The organism is Burkholderia catarinensis (genome assembly GCF_001883705.2).
Taxonomy (GTDB): Bacteria; Pseudomonadota; Gammaproteobacteria; order Burkholderiales; family Burkholderiaceae; genus Burkholderia; species Burkholderia catarinensis.
Genome location: NZ_MDEQ02000009.1, coordinates 130,154 through 148,058 on the forward strand (window position 1 = coordinate 130,154; position 17,905 = coordinate 148,058).

At 65.7% G+C, this 17,905-nt stretch carries 16 protein-coding genes; 12 read left to right on the forward strand and 4 right to left on the reverse strand.

Features of this window, described 5'->3' with window-relative positions; translation table 11 throughout:
* Window positions 1–128: 128 nt before the first annotated feature.
* From BFF94_RS16520 to BFF94_RS16530, 3 genes are all read left to right on the forward strand, one after another.
* Window positions 129–1,049: a bestrophin family protein gene (locus BFF94_RS16520; RefSeq protein WP_128846885.1), complete on the forward strand. Its 921-nt coding sequence runs from the start codon at window positions 129–131 to the stop codon at window positions 1,047–1,049.
* A gap of 79 nt (window positions 1,050–1,128) precedes the next feature.
* Window positions 1,129–1,722, forward strand: a complete 594-nt coding sequence (locus BFF94_RS16525; RefSeq protein ID WP_128846882.1) for an SMI1/KNR4 family protein — start codon at window positions 1,129–1,131, stop codon at window positions 1,720–1,722.
* A gap of 36 nt (window positions 1,723–1,758) precedes the next feature.
* Window positions 1,759–2,145: a VOC family protein gene (locus BFF94_RS16530; protein ID WP_128846880.1), complete on the forward strand. Its 387-nt coding sequence runs from the start codon at window positions 1,759–1,761 to the stop codon at window positions 2,143–2,145.
* A 189-nt stretch (window positions 2,146–2,334) separates the two neighbouring features.
* Here BFF94_RS16530 and trpS read toward each other — a convergent pair whose 3' ends face one another.
* From trpS to BFF94_RS16545, 3 genes are all read right to left on the reverse strand, one after another.
* Complete coding sequence (gene trpS / locus BFF94_RS16535) at window positions 2,335–3,348, reverse strand: tryptophan--tRNA ligase (RefSeq protein WP_128846877.1); 1,014 nt, start codon at window positions 3,346–3,348, stop codon at window positions 2,335–2,337.
* A 210-nt stretch (window positions 3,349–3,558) separates the two neighbouring features.
* On the reverse strand, window positions 3,559–3,714 hold the full coding sequence (locus BFF94_RS16540; protein WP_164497756.1) for a hypothetical protein: 156 nt from the start codon (window positions 3,712–3,714) through the stop codon (window positions 3,559–3,561).
* Window positions 3,715–4,064: 350 nt separating this feature from the next.
* Window positions 4,065–4,655 (reverse strand): dimethylsulfonioproprionate lyase family protein, encoded by a 591-nt coding sequence (locus BFF94_RS16545; protein ID WP_128846874.1) that lies wholly within the window; start codon window positions 4,653–4,655, stop codon window positions 4,065–4,067.
* A gap of 611 nt (window positions 4,656–5,266) precedes the next feature.
* Here BFF94_RS16545 and BFF94_RS16550 point away from each other — a divergent pair.
* The 8 genes from BFF94_RS16550 (at window position 5,267) to BFF94_RS16585 (ending at window position 14,988) form a co-directional block, all read left to right on the forward strand.
* Entirely contained in the window at window positions 5,267–6,556 is a 1,290-nt protein-coding gene (locus tag BFF94_RS16550) for a quaternary amine ABC transporter ATP-binding protein (protein WP_128846871.1), read from the forward strand.
* Complete coding sequence (locus tag BFF94_RS16555; RefSeq protein WP_128846869.1) at window positions 6,553–7,440, forward strand: ABC transporter permease; 888 nt, start codon at window positions 6,553–6,555, stop codon at window positions 7,438–7,440. The genes BFF94_RS16550 and BFF94_RS16555 overlap by 4 nt, the downstream gene beginning before the upstream one ends.
* Before the next feature lie 185 nt (window positions 7,441–7,625).
* Window positions 7,626–8,507 carry a glycine betaine ABC transporter substrate-binding protein gene (locus tag BFF94_RS16560; protein WP_128846866.1) on the forward strand — a complete coding sequence of 294 codons (882 nt, stop codon included), beginning with the start codon at window positions 7,626–7,628 and terminating at the stop codon, window positions 8,505–8,507.
* A 119-nt stretch (window positions 8,508–8,626) separates the two neighbouring features.
* Window positions 8,627–9,922 carry a serine hydroxymethyltransferase gene (gene glyA / locus BFF94_RS16565; RefSeq protein WP_128846864.1) on the forward strand — a complete coding sequence of 432 codons (1,296 nt, stop codon included), beginning with the start codon at window positions 8,627–8,629 and terminating at the stop codon, window positions 9,920–9,922.
* A gap of 133 nt (window positions 9,923–10,055) precedes the next feature.
* The gene (locus tag BFF94_RS16570; protein WP_219139551.1) at window positions 10,056–10,940 is read left to right on the forward strand and encodes a dihydrodipicolinate synthase family protein; all 885 of its coding nucleotides are present in this window, start codon (window positions 10,056–10,058) and stop codon (window positions 10,938–10,940) included.
* Between the two features lie 9 nt (window positions 10,941–10,949).
* Window positions 10,950–12,281 (forward strand): NAD(P)/FAD-dependent oxidoreductase, encoded by a 1,332-nt coding sequence (locus tag BFF94_RS16575; RefSeq protein ID WP_128846859.1) that lies wholly within the window; start codon window positions 10,950–10,952, stop codon window positions 12,279–12,281.
* 16 nt (window positions 12,282–12,297) lie between these two features.
* Window positions 12,298–13,791: an aldehyde dehydrogenase gene (locus tag BFF94_RS16580; RefSeq protein WP_128846857.1), complete on the forward strand. Its 1,494-nt coding sequence runs from the start codon at window positions 12,298–12,300 to the stop codon at window positions 13,789–13,791.
* A gap of 195 nt (window positions 13,792–13,986) precedes the next feature.
* On the forward strand, window positions 13,987–14,988 hold the full coding sequence (locus BFF94_RS16585; protein WP_128846896.1) for a LysR substrate-binding domain-containing protein: 1,002 nt from the start codon (window positions 13,987–13,989) through the stop codon (window positions 14,986–14,988).
* Window positions 14,989–15,139: 151 nt separating this feature from the next.
* On the opposite strand, the gene BFF94_RS16590 is transcribed toward BFF94_RS16585, so the two are convergent.
* Window positions 15,140–16,072, reverse strand: coding sequence for an MBL fold metallo-hydrolase (locus BFF94_RS16590; RefSeq protein ID WP_128846854.1), 933 nt, complete (start codon window positions 16,070–16,072; stop codon window positions 15,140–15,142).
* 443 nt (window positions 16,073–16,515) lie between these two features.
* Here BFF94_RS16590 and BFF94_RS16595 point away from each other — a divergent pair, with 443 nt between their 5' ends.
* Entirely contained in the window at window positions 16,516–17,838 is a 1,323-nt protein-coding gene (locus tag BFF94_RS16595) for a flavin-containing monooxygenase (protein ID WP_219139552.1), read from the forward strand.
* Window positions 17,839–17,905 lie beyond the last annotated feature (67 nt).

A 17,905-nucleotide genomic window follows, 5' to 3' on the forward strand; every position in this document is an offset into this window, starting at 1 on the left:
CGCGGCGTATCATCACGCGCGGCGCCCGGCACGGCACCCACCCGAAAGCGGCTCGCCACGTGCGGGCCGTTGCGCATCGGGCGCGGGCGGGCCGCGCAGCGTATTCCCCTGGCTGTCGAGAAAACACCATGATCGTCCGACCACGACAAAACTGGCTCAGGATGCTGTTCGTCTGGAACGGCTCCGTGCTGCAATCGATCATTCCGCAACTCGTGTTCATGGCGATCGTCAGCACGCTGGCGGTCTTCACGAACGGGCGGATCTTCGGCGAGAAGATTCCGCTCAACACCGCGCCGTTCACGCTGTTCGGGCTCGCGCTCGCGATCTTCCTCGCGTTTCGCAACAACGCGAGCTTCGAGCGCTTCAAGGAGGCGCGCCATCTGTGGGGCAACCTGCTGATCGCGGCGCGCGCCGTGACGTCGCAACTGCAGCGCTACCTGCCCGACGGCATCGGCGACGCCGAGCGCAACCGGCTCGCCGACCTGCTGATCGCGTTCACCTATGCGCTGAAGCATCAGCTGCGTCATACCGATCCGACGCAAGACCTGCAGCGGATCCTCGGCGCGGAGCACACCGCTGCGCTCGCGCGCAAATGCTTCAAGCCCGTCGCGATCCTCGACGAGCTGCGCGGCGGCATTGTCCGCGCACTGGGCCGTGCGCCCGGCAGCGACGTGACCTGCTGGATGTTCGAGGCGCAGCTCGACGCGCTCGGCAAGTCGGTGGGCGGTTGCGAGCGCATCCTGTCGACGCCGATCCCGTTCTCGTACAGCGTGCTGCTGCACCGCACGGTGTATGCGTACTGCGTGCTGCTGCCGTTCGGCCTCGTCGATTCGACGGAGTTCTTCACGCCGCTGATCTGCGTGTTCATCTCGTACACGCTGATCGCGCTCGAAGCGATCGCGAACGAGGTGGCCGAACCGTTCGGTCTCGCGCCGAACGCGCTGGCACTCGATGCGATGACGCGCACGATCGAGCGGTCGGTGCTCGAACTGGGCGACCGCCCGATGCCGGAGGAATTCGAGCCGGCGTCGACGTACCAGATCACGTAGGCGGGGTGCGCGAAACAGGGAAGTAGCGGATCGCGTCGGGCGCTAGAATGGCGCTTGCCTATTCTCCGGACCTGACGCGATGACCCTCGTTGACACCTATCTCGCCGGCCTGCATGCCGCGCTGCCCGACGCCGACAATGCGGCGCTCGCCGTCGCCACGGGCGCGACGCCCGCGCAGCTCGACGCGCTGCGCGCGGCGTATCCGCAGTGCCCGGCTAGCCTGCTCGAACTGCTCGGCAAACTCGACGGCACTTACTGGTGCGACTACGGCGGCACGACGATCAACGTGCTGGTGCTGGGCTCCGACGTCTACGAATACCCTTACTACCTGCTGTCGGCCGCGCAGATGCTCGAAGAAGGCGCGAAGTATCGCGACAGCATCGCGGACATCTACGGCGACGATGCGAACGACGACGGCGAACTCGTCGATTCGCGCATCGACATCGCATTGCCGATGGGCCGACGCCTGTGTTTCTCGCATTGCATGAACAACGGCGGCACGTCGCAGCTCTATGTCGATTTCGAGCCGGCGCCAGGCGGCAAGGTCGGGCAGGTCGTGCGTTTCCTGCACGACCCCGACAGCTACGCGGTGATCGCGGACGACTTCGACGGCTACCTGCGCAAGCTGATCGACGGCGATTATGCGTTTGTCATCGATTTCGACGAAGAATAGCGGCGGGTACCGGCTGCAGCTTCAGGAGAGCGTGAAATGCGAATCTACGTGACGAGTATTTTTGTCGACGACCAGGACCAGGCGTTGACGTTCTATACCGACAAGCTCGGGTTCAAGCTGAAGAACAACGTGCCGGTGGGCGAGTACCGCTGGCTGACCGTGGTGTCGAAGGATCAACCCGACGGCACCGAGCTGCTGCTCGAGCCGAGCAACCATCGCGCGGTGGGGCCTTACAAGCAGGCGCTGTACGAGGACGGCATTCCGGCGGCGTCGTTCCAGGTCGACGACCTCGATGCGGAGTTCGCGCGGCTCACGGCGCTCGGCGTGCGCTTCACGCTGGAGCCGATGGACGCGGGGCCTGTGCGCATCGCGATCGTCGACGATACGTGCGGGAACCTCATTCAACTGATGCAGATGAAGTAACGCGTCGCGCGGGCCATTCAGCGCGCCGCGACCGGCGGCTACCGATGCCGATATCCTTTGATCGAATCGGAGTCCTACGTGCTACGTGAGACGGCGTTGCTCGGCATGCCGGCCGTCAACGCGTCCCGTTCGCGAAATCGTCGTCGCAGGCAAGCGTCACGCGACGACAACGCACCGTACCCGCGCCGCTCAATCGAAATACGTGAGCCCCATCGCGCCCTTCACCTCCGCCAGCGTCGCGCCCGCCACGTCCCGCGCATGCATCGTGCCGCGCTTCAGGATCGCCATCACCTCGGCCTTGTCCGCCTCGAACTCGCGGCGGCGCGCGCGGATCGGCTCGATCAGCGCCTGCAGCCGCTCGTTCAGCACGCGCTTGACGACGCTGTCGCCGAGCCCGCCGCGGCGATAGTGGGCCTTCAACTCGTCGACCTTCGCCACGTCGGGCTCGAACGCGTCGAGGAACGTGAACACGACGTTGCCCTCGACCTGGCCCGGATCGCTCACGCGCAGGTGGTTCGGGTCCGTGTACATGTCCTTCACGGCCTGCGTGATCTCGTCCGGCGTCGAGCCGAGCGTGATCGCGTTGCCGAGCGACTTGCTCATCTTCGCCTTGCCGTCGATGCCCGGCAGCCGCGTGACCGACGACAGCACGGCTTCGCATTCGACCAGCACGGGCAGCTCGACGGTCGCGTTGAAGCGGCGCACGAGTTCGTTGGTCTGCTCGATCATCGGCAACTGGTCGTCGCCGACGGGCACGTGGGTCGCCTTGAACGCGGTGATGTCGGCCGCCTGGCTCACCGGGTAGGTCAGGAAGCCGGCGGGGATGTCGCGCTCGAATCCGCGCAGGCGGATCTCTTCCTTGATGGTCGGGTTGCGTTCGAGGCGCGCGACCGTGACGAGGTTGAGCAGGTATTGCGACAGCTCGGCGAGTTCGGGCACCTGCGACTGGACGACGATCGTCGAGACTGCCGGATCGATGCCGACGGCGAGATAGTCGAGCGCGACCTCGATCACGTTCTCGGTGACGCGCTGCCGGCGGCCCATGTTGTCGGTCAGCGCCTGCGTATCGGCGAGCAGCAGGAATTGCCGCGCTTCGTGCTGCATCTGCACGCGCGCGCGCAGCGAGCCGATGTAGTGGCCGAGATGCAGCGGGCCGGTGGTGCGGTCGCCGGTGAGGATGGTCGGTCGGGTCGGGTGGGTCATGGTGGTCATTGGCTCCGGGTTGTCGAAGCCGCCAGCCATGATGTCAGCGCAGAAATGCAAATGCCGCCATGGCTGGCGGCATCACGTTTGGGACATGCAAAAGGAAACGGGCCGCCTGGGTCAGGCGCGCCACCAGCAATGCACGTTCGGCGAGGCAGGTCGGGTTTCCATCGCGTAATTATAGCGGAGCGCGGGGCGGGGCCGGTCGCGTCAGCGCAGCACCGACTCCATCGCGAGGTACGCGGTTTCGGCCGACGGCCACAGCAGGTACAGCAGGCCGGCCATCAGCAGCAGCGCGCCCGCGCGCACCATCGGCGTCCGGTCTTTTTCGCGCGGGGGGCGGATGGGCAGCTTCGATTTCTTCATGCTTGCAGGCGCGTGGCGCGCCACTCCAACGGTTACTGCAACGGGTCGCTCGGGCGACGCCGGGGTGTTGCGGGGTTGACGGGGCTTTGGGGTGCCGTTCGGCACGCAGCGTCGATGGGGGCGTGCGGGCTGGTATCGCCGGTTGCTCGGCACCGAAAAAAAGGGGGCGATCGTGTGTGTCGATCCAGCACGGGCGGGGCCCCCGCAGCCTGTTGCGAGGCGACCGACATGCTACCAGTTCGGCCGTGCGCGCACCGTCAAGAATTGTCGGGAGGGGGTGCTTCGGGAGGCAGGGCTTCTCCGGGCGCGCACATGTTGGTGATCTTTCGGCCGCAAACCGGGCCGCGCAATCAGCTCAGCAGGCACCACATCGCGAGCAGCGGGGCGCTTCCCGAGCGCATCGCATGCACGATGTCGGGCGTGTTGTGCAGCCCGCCGCCGATTCCAGGATCGAACCAGTCTCCATCCCGTTGCCGGAATTCGCCGGCGGACAGCAGGACGTACGCCTCTTCCGGGAGATGTTGATGGTCGGGGTATCGCGTGAAAGGGGCGAGCAACGAGAATCCCAGCTGGACGTCGTAACGGCTTTCCATGCCGCCGGGCCCGCAAATCATCCCGTGCACGTGCCGGTCGACATAGTTCTCGCTGCCGTTCAATCCCGACGTTCGTCGTTGCCAGCCGAGCGACGGTTCGAGCGTCTTGATCGTGCGGGCAGCGGCACCGAGATCGGACGCGTCGTCAAGCAGCGGCGCGAGCGCGGCGTCGAGCAGGTCGCAGGCCGGATGCCGTTTCGCCGCGCGCATCCCGTCGCTGGCTGGACGTTCGAGGCGATCGAACACCTTCGCCGCCACCTCGCGGGCCGCATCCGGCAGCCGCGGCGACTGAAACAGGCGTTGCGCGATACCAATGAAATTGGCCAGGTCCTCAGGTCGGTTGTACATGGTGCTCCGGGATTGCAGTGACGGCTTCGCATGTTGTGCGACGCATTGAATGTGACGCGCTTTCCCGTGAATGCCGCTGCGCGCTCACGGGCTTTCCCCACGGCTCGAATCATAGGCCGGCCATGTCATGCGTGGAGCATGCCGCCTTTCCGGGGCTTTCCCCTGACAGGACTTTCCCTTAATCGCGGGCATCGCGAGCGGCCGCCCGTTCGCGCGGGCAGACGCCCCGCACCGGCACCCCGCCTCGCCGCCAAACCCCGCCGGTATTGACGTTGCGCGAAGGCCGCGGTGGCCGGCCGACGCGCGGGCAAGCGCCGCCCCCCGGCCATGCATTACCAAAGGTAGGGGAAAGGGTGAAGAAAATGTAGCTGGGCATTGCAATTTGGATTGATACGCTGCAATCAATGCATTAATCACCCGAGAGGGCGAGATCAACGTCTGAATATACGAATAATTTTTATATTTTTGGTGATTCGTGCGATTTAAAGGCCGGCGACATTTTATTTCGACGCAAACCGCGCGAAAAGACGCGACACCGCCAAACCGCGGCTATCCGCAGACGCAGGACGCGGCGGCCTTCAATTTCTTGAACAGCCAGTTGGGATGACAGAATGAACCCGAATTTGACCTACGTGCCGGGTGACGCGATACCGCAACGCGCAATCGACACGGACGCCGCGCCGTCGGCGGCCCGGCCCGTTGCCGTGTCCGGAACCGACATCCTGACGGTCAGGAACCTGTCGAAGATCTTCGGCCCGAAACCCGAACGGGCGATCCAGCTGATGAAACAGGGTGTCGGGCGCAACGAGATCTTCGCCGAGACCGGCAACATGGTCGCGGTCAACGACGTGAGCCTGAGCGTCAAGGCCGGCGAAATCTTCGTCATCATGGGGCTGTCCGGTTCCGGCAAGTCGACACTGGTGCGGCTGCTCAACCGGCTCATCGAGCCGACGTCCGGCCAGGTCGTGCTCGAAGGCCGCGACATCGCGCCGATGTCGACACCGGAGCTTCGCGCCGTTCGCCGGCAAAAAATGGCGATGGTGTTTCAGTCGTTCGCGTTGCTGCCGAACCGCACGGTGCTCGACAACATCGCATACGGGCTCGAAGTTGCCGGCATCAGGAAAGCCGAGCGCTACGACATTGCGCGCACCGCGTTGACGCGCGTCGGCCTCGGTTCCTACGAAAAACTGCTGCCGAGCGAGCTGTCCGGCGGCATGCAGCAACGGGTCGGCCTGGCCCGCGCGCTGGCCGTGAACCCGTCGGTACTGCTGATGGACGAAGCGTTCTCGGCACTCGACCCGCTGATTCGATTCGAAATGCAGAACGAACTGCTGCGCTTGCAGAAGGAAGAGCAGCGGACGATCGTCTTCATCTCCCACGACATCGAGGAGGCGGTCAAGATCGGCGGCCGGATCGGCATCATGAAGGACGGCTGCCTGATTCAGGTCGGCACGCCCGCCGAGCTCATCCGGTCGCCGGCCGACGAGTACGTGCGGGACTTCTTCCGCAACGTCGACGTGTCGCGCTTCCTGAAGGCATCCAGCCTGATGACCCGGGTCGATCGCGGCATGATTTCGTGCGACGCCGGTGCGCCGTCCGGGCGCTATCTCGAGCAGCTCGTCGACAGCGGCGCCGAGTGCGGCTACGTCTGCGACCAGGCGGGCCAGTACCTGGGCTGCGTGACGGCCGCGACGCTGCACAAGTGCGGGGATCGACCGATCCGGGACGCGTTCCTGCGCGACGTCGACGGCGTGTCGACGGAAACGGACCTGCATCAACTGGCCGCCATCGCGCTCAACCAGCAACACGACGTACCCGTCACGGATGCGGCCGGCAGGCTAGCCGGCGTGGTGTCCTGCCGGGCGATTCTCAAACAGGTGATGGAACGGAGGGCAGCATGAACGCGTCGGTTATCGGGAAGTTCGCGGAGAGCGTCGTCAACTTCCTGTTTCTGCATTTCCGCGGCGGCTTCGACGCATTCTCGGCCGGATTGGGTGCGGTGGTGAAGCTGCTGGAAGACGGGCTCGCCGCGATTCCGTTCGTCGCGATGCTCGTGATCCTGGTCGGCTTCGCGCTGTGGCGGCGCGGCATCGTGTTTTCGATCTTCGTCGGCTTTGCGCTGCTCGTCATCCACTACATGGGCTTGTGGGCACAGACCGTGTCCACGCTGGCGCTCGTCACGGCCGCGACGTTCTTCAGCCTCGTGATCGGCGTGCCGCTGGGCATCTGGGGCGCGCGCAACAACCGGGTCGGCATGGTCCTGCGCTCGCTGCTCGATTTCATGCAGACGATGCCGGCCTTCGTCTACCTGATTCCGGCCGTCATCCTGTTCGGGCTGGGCCGCGTGCCGGCCGTGATCGCGACGATCGTGTTCGCGATGCCGCCGGTCGTGCGCCTGACGACGCTGGGGATCCGGCAGGTGCGCGAGGAGCTGATGGAAGCCGGGCGCTCGTTCGGCAGCACCGACTGGCAGCTTCTCTGGAAGATCCAGTTGCCGAACGCATTGCCGTCCATCATGGCCGGCGTGAACCAGACGATCATGATGGCGCTTTCGATGGTGGTGGTCGCGTCGATGATCGGCGCGGGCGGCCTCGGCGAGTATGTGCTGAGCGGCATCCAGCGCCTGGACATCGGCATCGGCTTCGAAGGCGGCCTCGGCGTCGTGCTGCTTGCCATCGTGCTGGATCGCCTGACGGAGAGCTTCGGCGTGAAGTCGAAGGCCAACAAGGCCCGGCCTGCTGCCCGGGCCAGGAAACCGGGCGCCGGCGGCGCGGCGCAAACCTGATTGACCTGCCGGCCGCGCGCGCGGGCCCGGTGCCCGGGCGCGGCCGGCAGACGATGTGAATTGCGGACCGGTCCGGCGCACGCCGTGCCGCTCCAAGAGCCGTGCGGCATGTGAGGCGACCCGGTGCGCTGCATCGCGGCGTCCGTCATCTTTGAAGACAACGACGAGTTACAAAGGAGTGCTATATGAACAGCAGTGCGGTTAAATCGCTTCTCGCGAAACTGACGATATCGGCGGTCGTGGCTTTCGGCGTCGGCGTGGGGCCGGTCGCGGCGGCCGAGCCGATCAAGATGGCGGTGACGAACTGGGCGGACGTGCTGGCGGTGGCGAACGTGGCCAAGTACGTGCTCGAGAACGATATCAAGCAGCCGGTGCAGTTCGTGCAGGCCGATATCGGCATCCAGTACCAGGGCGTGGCGCGCGGGGACCTGGACATCATGGTCGGCGGCTGGCTGCCCGTGACGCACGCGGCCTACTACACGAAGTACAAGAACGACCTGGATGACGTCGGCATCATCTATACGGGCGGCAGAAACGGCTGGGCCGTGCCGACCTACATTCCCGAGTCGCAGTTGTCGTCGATCGCCGATCTGGCGAAGCCGGAGGTCAAGAGCAAGCTGAACGGGATCGTCCAGGGCATCGAGCCGGGCGGCGGCCTGATGCAGGCGTCCGAAAAGACCATCAAGGCCTACAACCTGGACGGCTACAACCTGCAGTCGTCGAGCGAAGCCGGCATGCTCGCGAGCGTGCAGCGCGCCTACCAGTCGAAGCAGTGGGTGGTCGCGACGGTCTGGAGCCCGCACTGGCTGTTCCAGAAATGGCAGATGCGCTACCTGAAGGACCCGAAGGGAACGCTGGGCGGCGAAGAGCAGATCCACGCGTTCGCGTCGAAGAAGTTCGCCGGCAAGTTTCCGCGGGCGGACGTGTTCTTCAAGCATTTCAAGCTGACGCTGGCCGATGTCGAGGCCATCGAGTTTGAAGGAAACAGCACGAACGACTATGCGACGGCCGCGAAGAAATTCGTCGACGCGCATCCGGAGAAGGTGAAGGCCTGGCTGGCGCAGTGAGCCGGTTGCGCCGTCTACCGGGAAGGCACGCGGCCGGTGTCGCACCGGCCGCGCGCCCGTGAAGGCAAGCCCTCTTTCCACACGGCCTGGTTCGACGACCTGCGCCGCGGAGTGACCCAGTGAACGAGAACTCACGCTTTTTTGCCGAATCGCTCCAGAGTCGCGATCCCGTCATCGCGTCGGAGATCGCGCTGGAGTTGCGGCGACAGCAAACCCGGATCGCGCTGATCGCGTCGGAAAACATCGTATCGGCCGCGGTGATGGAAGCACAGGGAACGGTGCTGACCAACAAGTATGCGCAAGGGTATCCGTCGAAGCGGTATTACGGCGGTTGCGATCATGTCGACCGGATCGAGGCGCTCGCGATCGACCGCGTGCGCGCGCTGTTCGACGCGGAGTTCGCCAACGTGCAGCCGCATTCGGGCGCGCAGGCAAACGGTGCGGTCATGCTTGCACTGGTGAATCCGGGCGACACGGTGATGGGCATGTCGCTCGACGCCGGCGGCCAACTCACGCACGGCGCGCGGCCGGCGCTCGCCGGAAAAGGGTTCAACGCCGTGCAGTACGGCGTGAGCCCCGAGACGCAGCGCATCGATTACGACGCGGTGCGCCGGCTCGCCGAGCAGCATCGGCCGAAGCTGGTCATCGCGGGCTATTCGGCTTACCCGCGCGCGCTGGATTTCGCGGCGTTCCGCGACATCGCGGACAGTGTCGGCGCGATGCTGATGGTGGACATGGCGCATATCGCGGGGCTCGTCGCGGCCGGGCGGCATCCGGATCCGGTCCGCCATGCGGACGTCGTGACGTCCACCACGCACAAGACGCTGCGCGGGCCGCGCGGCGGTTTCATCCTGACGAACCGCGGCGACGTCGCGAGGAAGGTCGACGCGGCGGTGTTTCCCGGCCTGCAGGGCGGGCCGCTGATGCATGTGATCGCCGGCAAGGCGGTTGCGTTCGGCGAGGCGCTGCGTCCGGAATTCACGGCGTATATCGATCGGGTGCTGCGCAATGCGCAAACGCTCGCCAAGGTGCTGCAGGCTGGCGGGCTGAGTCTCGTCACGGGCGGCACGGACAACCATCTGTTGCTGGTCGACCTGCGCGCGCAGCGCATCACCGGCATGCAGGCGGAAAAGGCGCTGGAGCGGGCCGGCATCACGTGCAACAGGAACGGCATCCCGTTCGACACGGAAAACGCGGCCGTCACGTCCGGCATCCGGCTCGGCACGCCGGCCGGCACGACGCGCGGATTCGGCACTGCCGAGTTCGAGCAGATCGGTGCAATGATTCTCGACGTACTGTCGGCGCTCCAGGCCGATCCGAACGGCGACGATCAGGTCGAACGCGCGGTGCGAAGCCGCGTGCGCGACCTGTGCAGCCAGTTTCCGCTCCATGCGCACGCGGAAGCCCATGTCTAGGCCATCGAATCGTGAAGGCCGTCAGGAATCCGAATATTTTTGAACTGCCGCGCCTCCGTATGCGATCCCGCCCGGCCGGTTGCCGGGGTGACGCGCGGAGAGCGCGGCGTACTTGATGAAGAGAGGAACCAAAATGAGCTTCGAAGGCGTACATACCCCGCTGGTCACCCCGTTCGCCGCGGACGGCGAAATCGATCATCAACTGCTCGGCAGGCATGCGGCCGATCTCGCGGGCCGCGTATCCGGGCTCGGTATCGGCGGCACCACCGGCGAATACTACGCGCTGAGTTTCGACGAGCGGGTCCGGACGTTCGGTACCGTCGCCGAAGCGGCCGGCGGCAAGACGTTCCTGACCGCCGGCATCAACGCGACGACGACCGGCGAAGTCATCCGCCTGGGCCAGGCGGCCAAGCGCGCCGGCATGTCGGCGCTGCTGGTCGCGGCGCCTTATTACGCGCAGCCGACCCAGGAGGAACTGCTCGCCCACCTGCTGAAGGTCGACGACGCGCTCGACATGCCGGTCATGCTGTACAACTTTCCGGCCCGCACCGGCACGGCGATCGGCGACGACATCCTCGCGACGCTGCTCGAACGGCGGAATTTCGTCGCGATGAAGGAAAGCACCGGCGACATCTCGCACCTGCATCACCTCGTCACGCATTTCGGCGACCGGCTGGTGCTGAGCTGCGGGATGGACGACCAGGCGCTCGAGTTCTTCGTGTGGGGCGCGAGAAGCTGGGTCGGCGGCGCGTCGAACTTCCTGCCCGAAGCGCATACCGCGCTGTACGACGCATGCGTGACGCGCGGCGATTTCGACGCGGGCCGCAAGCTGATGGCCCAGCTGCTGCCGGTGCTCGAACTGCTCGAACGCAGTGGGAAGTTCATTCAGTACGTCCGCTACGGCTGCGAGCTGGCGGGGCTGCCGGTCGGGCCGGCGCGCGCGCCGCTCGGCACGCTCACCGACGAGGAGCGTCGCGCATTCGCACAACTGGTGAAGCCGCTGTTCCGCAAGGATTGATCAGGCGACATGGACTCGAATCTGGAATTCGCGCGGTTTCCCGCGCCTGACGGCGTCAACGGCTGGTGGCAAATCCTGCTGCCGCCGCCGGCCGCCCGCGCAGTATCGTCGGAGCACCGTTACGACTGGGTCGTCGTGGGCGGCGGCATTACCGGATTGTGCGCGGCACGGCGGCTGGCCGAGCTCGCGCCCGATGCATCGATCGCGCTGGTCGAGGCCGATCGCATCGGCCGCACGACAGCGGGGCGGAATTCCGGATTTTTCGTCGACCTGCCGCACGACATCAGCAGCGAAAGCTACTCGCGCAGTATCGACGAAGACCAGGCCGACATTCGGTTCCAGCGGCACGGGATCGACTATGTACGCTCGATCGTGCGTCGTCACGGCATCGACTGCGACTGGCGGGACGACGGCAAGTTTCATGCGTCGGTCAACCGGAAGGGCGAGACGGCGCTCGCGCATTTTGCCGACGGGCTGACCCGGATCGGCGAAGCATGCGAATGGCTCGACGGTTCGGCAATCCGGGCGGTGACCGGTACGGATTTCTATCGCGGTGCGCTGTTTACGCCCGGTTGCAGCACGGTGCAGCCGGCCGCGCTGATGCGCGGCCTCGCCGCGTCGCTGCCGGAGAACGTGACGGTGTTCGAGCTCAGCGCGGTGACGCGGATCGAACGTCGCGGCGCCGCGAGCGTGTTGCATTTCGCGCGCGGCAAGCTCGTCGCGAAGCAGGCGGTGCTGTGCACGAACGCCTATGCGGCGACGTTCGGCCGCCATCCGAACGGCTTGCTGCCGGTCTACACGTTCGCGTCGATGACGCGCGTGATGAGCGCGGACGAAATCGCGAGGCTGGGCGGAATGCGGTCGTGGGCGCTGATTCCGGCCGACCCGATGGGGACGACCGTGCGCCGGCTGTCGAGCGACCGTCTGTGCGTGCGCAACCACTTTGCGTTCCGGCCGGGGCTCGAGGTGTCGCCGGCCGACCTGGCGAAGGCGAAGAGCCTGCACCAGCGATCGTTCGACCGGCGCTTTCCGATGCTGAAAGGCGTCGAGCTCGAATACACGTGGGGTGGGCCGCTGTGCCTGTCGGCGAACAACGGCGCGCTGTTCGGGCGACGCAGCGACGGCATTTTCGAAGCGGTCGGATGCAACGGTCTCGGGCTGAGCCGCGGGTCCGCATCGGGCAAGCTGATCGCCGAGTACGCGCTTGGCCGGTCGAACGAACTCGTGACGCAGTTGCTGAAGCAGCCGCACCCGCGTTCGCTGCCGGTTCGACCGATTGTCGACGTGGCCGTGTCGGCCACGATCTGGGCGAAGGAATTTTCGGCAGGCGCCGAACTTTGACTTGTGAGGACAGGACATGAAGACTCATCAGGAATGGAAGCAGAAGGCGCAGGCGTTGTCGCTCGACGGACGCGCGTTCATTGCCGGGCAGCGATGCGCGGCCGCGTCGGGCGAAACGTTCGGCACGCTCAATCCGGCATCGGGCAAGGTGCTGTCCGACGTGGCGCGATGCGACGACCGGGACGTGGATCGCGCGGTGGCGGCTGCCCGCGACGCATTCGAATCCGGCGCATGGTCGAAAGCCGCGCCGGCGCATCGGAAGGCGGTGCTGCTGCGTCTGGCGCAACTGATCGACGAGCATGCGGAGGAGTTGGCGCTGCTGGAAGCGCTGGAGGCGGGCAAGCCGATCGGCGAGTGCCTCGGGCTGGACATTCCCGAGTCGGCGGCCTGCATTCGCTGGCATGCCGAGGTGACCGACAAGCGCTATGACGCGTTGTCGCCGTCGGGATCGGGCGTCGTCAGCATGATCACGCGCGAGCCGATCGGCGTCGTCGGCGCGGTGCTGCCATGGAATTTCCCGGCGCTGATGCTCGCGTGGAAGATCGGCCCGGCGCTGTCGGTCGGCAACAGCGTGATCGTGAAGCCGGCCGAGCAGACGTCGCTGTCGACGTTGCGCATCGCCGATCTCGCGTTCGAAGCCGGCGTGCCGGCGGGCGTGTTGAGCGTCGTCACCGGCTTCGGCGAAGGCGCGGGGCAGGCGCTCGGGCGTCATCCCGATGTCGATCTCGTCGCGTTCACGGGCTCGACCGCGACCGGCAAGCGCTTCCTGCATTATTCGGCGGACACGAACCTGAAGCGCGTGGTGCTCGAATGCGGCGGCAAGAACCCGCAGGTCATTCTCCCCGATGTCGCGAATCTCGACGCGGTGGCCGAGCAGGCGGTGGCCGCCGCGTTCTGGAACATGGGCGAGAACTGCAGCGCGGGATCGAGGATTCTCGTTCCGTCGAGCCGGAAGGCGGAACTGCTCGAAAAAGTCCAGGCGGTGCTCGCGGGCTGGAGGACGGGCGACCCGCTCGATCCGGACGTGAAGCTGGGCGCGCTGATCGAGGAGAAGCACTACCGGAAGGTGTTGGCCCATATCGAGCAGGCGAAGGAAGAAGGCGCGCGCGTCGTATGCGGCGGCCGCGCGACGCTCGAGGAGACCGGCGGCTGGTTCGTCGAACCGACGATCTTCGACCAGGTGAGCCCGGAGATGAGCATCGCGCGCGACGAGGTGTTCGGGCCGGTCGTCTGCTTCATCGAATACGACGACGTCGAGGACGCCGTTCGAATCGCCAACGACACGTGCTATGGGCTCGCCGCGTCGCTGTGGACGGACAACGTGAACAGCGCGCACAAGATCGCGGCGCGCATCCGCGCGGGCACCGTGACGGTGAACTGCTTCGGCGAAGGGGATCTGTCGACACCCTTCGGCGGGTTCAAGCAGTCGGGCTTCGGCGGTCGCGACAAATCCGTGTATGCACACGACCAGTATTGCGAGTTGAAGACCACCTGGCTGAAGCTCGACTGACGGCGGCGGCCAATCGGCGCGCGGCGTTGCCTGGGCACGCCCGCGCATCCCGCCCCGCGGGAACGGATCACGCGGTCTGCCCCGGAGTTTTCCTGCGATTCGTGGCACGATAGCTGGATTCCTACCGGAGCACGCGCGTGCCGGCCACGCGTGTATCGATCCGCACCAAGCCTATCCGTTTCGAGAGTGACAGCCATGTCGAAGAAGCAGCTATTTGCAGACCGACTCCTTGCCCAGATGCCGTCGCTCCGGGCGCTGAGGTGTTTCGTGACGGCGGCGCGATACGAGAGCTTCACCCAGGCCGCGGAGGTGCTCTGCGTGACCCAGGCGGCAATCAGCAGACAAATCAAGGAGCTCGAGGATTCCCTCGACGTCGCGCTGTTCGAGCGTACCGGCAGGCATATCGCGCTGACCGACGCCGGGCGCATTCTCTACAATGCGTCGTACCTGTCGATCATGAACATCGCGGAAGCGGCGGAGGCCGTGCGCCGCAACGACCGGCATGCATTGACGATTTGCGTGTCGCATACGTTCTCGGCGCTGTGGCTGTCGTCCCGTCTGCCGGCATTACGTGAGCGCTTTCCGGATCTGCGCCTGCACGTGATGGTCACGGAGCACTTCATGGAGCTGGACGAGCTGCTGGAGCCCGACGTCATCATTACGAAGAATCCGCCGCGCGAGGCGGAGTTCGAGGTCGAGCCGCTGTTCCATGACGTCGTCTATCCGGTGTGCAGCCCGTCGTTCCACGAGCGGCATTTTCTCCGGCGGACATTGAAGCCGCTCGACCTGCTGACGCAACCCACGTTGAACCTGTCGCTGCTGGGGCGTGCGCAGGTATGCGAGCACGTGGACTGGCGCGTGTGGCGAAACTGGTTTCAGCAAAGCGACGGCACGGAAGCGCTGGCCGAGAACAAGAACCTGGAGAGCAACGACTACCGGCTGCTCGTGGCCCAGGCGGAGGCCGGCGAGGGCACGCTGCTCGGCTGGCATCATCTCGTGCATCGCCAGGTCGAGCAGGGGAGCCTGATGCGGCCGGTGCCGGATGCGCTCGTGTTTCGCGATCGTCATCACTATCTGATCACCCACAAGAATGCGCAGCTTCGTCCGGAGTATCGACAGTTTCGCGACTGGCTCGATGCGGAAGTCGGCGCGATGATGCGCGACTGGAGCGACGTCGGCGTCGAAGTCGCCCGATAGCCGGCGATCGCTTCGAACGGGCGAGGGCCGTGGCAGCAGCGAAAAAAATGATCGTTTACAAAAGAACCGCCACGATTCTTGTGAACGCGCGGCGGTTTTCCGGCAATCGTCAGTGATATTTATACGACTATCGTTGACGGTCGATTATCAATCAGTAGTCCCACTGAACCGGCACGAAACGGTAGCGTTCTTCGCGCTTGGAAATGTGACCGATGGACGGGAACGCGACATGCGCCGCGGCCAGCATGGCGCCGGTTTCGGCGGCTTCGTCGAGCAGCGCGATACGCACGTCGACAGCCGTTTCAGGATCGTGCTCGAAGCCGTTTTGCCAGTCGGGATTGTCGAAGTTGACTTCGAAAATTGCGTCGCCGACGAACGTCAGCTTCTCGCCGTTCGATGCGATGTCCACGACGCAGTGCCCCGGCGTGTGCCCACCCGTCACGCGCGCCGACACGCCCGCTGCGACTTCCACGGTCCGGTCGAACGGCACGATGTTTTCCCGGTAGCGTTCCACGAACTTTGCAGCCGCCTTGCGGAGCGCGGGAGGGACCGTTTCCGGCATCACCGTCTTGCTGAAGTCCGGATTCTTCCAGAACTCCAGTTCCGCGGTCGACACGTGAATGCGCACGTCCGGGCTCAGCTTGGCCTTGACGCCGTCGACGTTCAACCCGCCGACGTGATCCATGTGCATATGCGTAATCACGATATCGGTGATCGCGGACAAGTCGATGCCGGCCGATTCCAGACGCATCACCGACCGCCCGGCGCGCGTGAAGTATTCGAAACCGTCGCCCACGCCCGAGTCGATCAGGATCAGGCGTTCGCCGCTGCGCACGAGCGCGATATTCAGCGCCCAGTCGAACATGTCGCGTTGCAGGAAACGCCCATCGAACCATTCGTTGCGGTCTGCCTCGTTCACGTTGGTGGACATCGTGGAGGTCGGCAGCGGCAGAACGCCGTCGCTGATCAGCACGACGTCGACGTCACCCACGCGCACGGCGTAGCGGGAAGGCACGAGTTCGCCGGAACCGGTTTTGCCGAGTTCGGCCGTAACCGGCTGAACATTGCGGGTTGTTTCGCCCATTTTCGATAGTCCTGTTGATCAAGTGGAATAAGCCGCGCCGCGGTGCACGAGCACGACCACGCATTTCGCGCGCTTCGTTTCGCTCGCCTTTCAACCGAGCGTGCGACCGATTGTGTCAGGAGGGGGCGAATGCCAGTAGCGCCGCGAAGGCGCACACCATGTTGTCCGAACGACAACAATCGATGAGGGGCAGGCAATGAGAGGCTCGCCGCGGGCGATTGCATCGACGGGTTGCATCCGTCATGGCACCGTCGATTCGCGTGATGTGGGGCGTTGATGGACTGCATCGAACCGGCGCGCTACCCACCCGCCCCAGCTTTTTGCTCGTCAACACCAACAAAAAACATCATTTCGCACCCGCCTGCGCATCAGCAGAATGTCTCCATTCCAACTCACGCGACAGCACGAGCGTCGCATGAGCCGCACTTCAGAAGGAGACAGCCGTGGCAGTCGAAACAACCTCAATCGATACGCTCGTCGTCGGCGCCGGGCAGGCCGGCGTGGCCATGAGCGAGCACCTGGGCAAGCTGGGCGTGCCCCATCTCGTGCTGGAGCGCAGCCGCATCGCCGAACGCTGGCGCACCGGGCGCTGGGATTCGCTGGTCGCGAACGGCCCCGCGTGGCACGACCGCTTCCCGGGGCTCGAATTCGACGGCCTCGATCCCGATGCGTTCGCATCGAAAGACCAGGTCGCGGACTACTTCGAAGCGTATGCGCGCAAATTCAACGCACCGATCCGCACAGGCGTCGAAGTGACGCAGGTCGTGCGCAATGCGGGCAAGCCGGGCTTCGTCGTCGAAACCTCGGACGGCACGATCGAGGCGAACCGCGTGGTCGTCGCGACGGGGCCGTTCCAGCGCCCGGTGATTCCGCCGATCGCGCCGGACGACGCGCGCGTCGTGCAGATTCATTCCGCCGGCTATCGCAACCCGGGCCAGCTTCCGGAAGGCGCGGTGCTGGTGGTCGGCGCGGGGTCGTCGGGCGTGCAGATCGCCGACGAGCTGCAGCGCGCGGGCCGGCAGGTCTACCTGTCGGTCGGGCCGCACGATCGCCCGCCGCGCGCGTATCGCGGCCGCGACTTCTGCTGGTGGCTCGGCGTGCTCGGCGAATGGGACAAGGAAGTCGCGACGCCCGGCCGCGAACACGTGACGATCGCGGTGAGCGGCGCACGCGGCGGCCATACGGTCGATTTCCGCGCGCTCGCGAACCAGGGCGTGACGCTCGTCGGGCTGACGAAGTCGTTCGACGGCGGCGTGGCCGTGTTCGAACGCGATCTCGCGGTCAATCTCGCACGCGGCGACGAGAACTACCTGTCGCTGCTCGACGCGGCCGACGCCTATGCGGCGCGCAACGGCCTCGACCTGCGGGAAGAACCGGAAGCCCGCCGCATCCTGCCGAACCCGGAATGCGTCGCGCATCCGATCCTTGCGCTCGACCTCGCCGGAGCCGGCGTCACGTCGATCGTCTGGGCGACCGGCTATGCGGTCGACTACGGCTGGCTGAACGTCGACGCGTTTGCGCCGAACGGCAAGCCGCAGCACCAGCGCGGCGTATCGAAGGAGCCGGGCATCTATTTCGTCGGGCTGCCGTGGCTGTCGCGGCGCGGCTCCAGCTTCATCTGGGGCGTGTGGCACGACGCGAAGCACATCGCCGATCACATCGTCACGCAGCGCAAGTACCTCGCGTACCACGACGCGTCGCAGCAGCGAGCGGCCGCGCAATCGGCGCAGGCCGACGCGCGCCCGCTCGCCGAAGCGGCGAACTGACGAACCGACACGAACCCGCCGCACCGCAGCCTGCTGCCTGCGCGGCGGGTGTTTCCACCGACGATCG

Coding starts and splice junctions, on each gene's coding strand:
- BFF94_RS16520 (WP_128846885.1), top strand. CDS start 129: ATGATCGTCCGACCACGACAAAACTGGCTCAGGATGCTGTTCGTCTGG.
- BFF94_RS16525 (WP_128846882.1), top strand. CDS start 1,129: ATGACCCTCGTTGACACCTATCTCGCCGGCCTGCATGCCGCGCTGCCC.
- BFF94_RS16530 (WP_128846880.1), top strand. CDS start 1,759: ATGCGAATCTACGTGACGAGTATTTTTGTCGACGACCAGGACCAGGCG.
- trpS (WP_128846877.1), bottom strand. CDS start 3,348: ATGACCCACCCGACCCGACCGACCATCCTCACCGGCGACCGCACCACC.
- BFF94_RS16540 (WP_164497756.1), bottom strand. CDS start 3,714: ATGAAGAAATCGAAGCTGCCCATCCGCCCCCCGCGCGAAAAAGACCGG.
- BFF94_RS16545 (WP_128846874.1), bottom strand. CDS start 4,655: ATGTACAACCGACCTGAGGACCTGGCCAATTTCATTGGTATCGCGCAA.
- BFF94_RS16550 (WP_128846871.1), top strand. CDS start 5,267: ATGAACCCGAATTTGACCTACGTGCCGGGTGACGCGATACCGCAACGC.
- BFF94_RS16555 (WP_128846869.1), top strand. CDS start 6,553: ATGAACGCGTCGGTTATCGGGAAGTTCGCGGAGAGCGTCGTCAACTTC.
- BFF94_RS16560 (WP_128846866.1), top strand. CDS start 7,626: ATGAACAGCAGTGCGGTTAAATCGCTTCTCGCGAAACTGACGATATCG.
- BFF94_RS16570 (WP_219139551.1), top strand. CDS start 10,056: ATGAGCTTCGAAGGCGTACATACCCCGCTGGTCACCCCGTTCGCCGCG.
- BFF94_RS16575 (WP_128846859.1), top strand. CDS start 10,950: ATGGACTCGAATCTGGAATTCGCGCGGTTTCCCGCGCCTGACGGCGTC.
- BFF94_RS16580 (WP_128846857.1), top strand. CDS start 12,298: ATGAAGACTCATCAGGAATGGAAGCAGAAGGCGCAGGCGTTGTCGCTC.
- BFF94_RS16585 (WP_128846896.1), top strand. CDS start 13,987: ATGTCGAAGAAGCAGCTATTTGCAGACCGACTCCTTGCCCAGATGCCG.
- BFF94_RS16590 (WP_128846854.1), bottom strand. CDS start 16,072: ATGGGCGAAACAACCCGCAATGTTCAGCCGGTTACGGCCGAACTCGGC.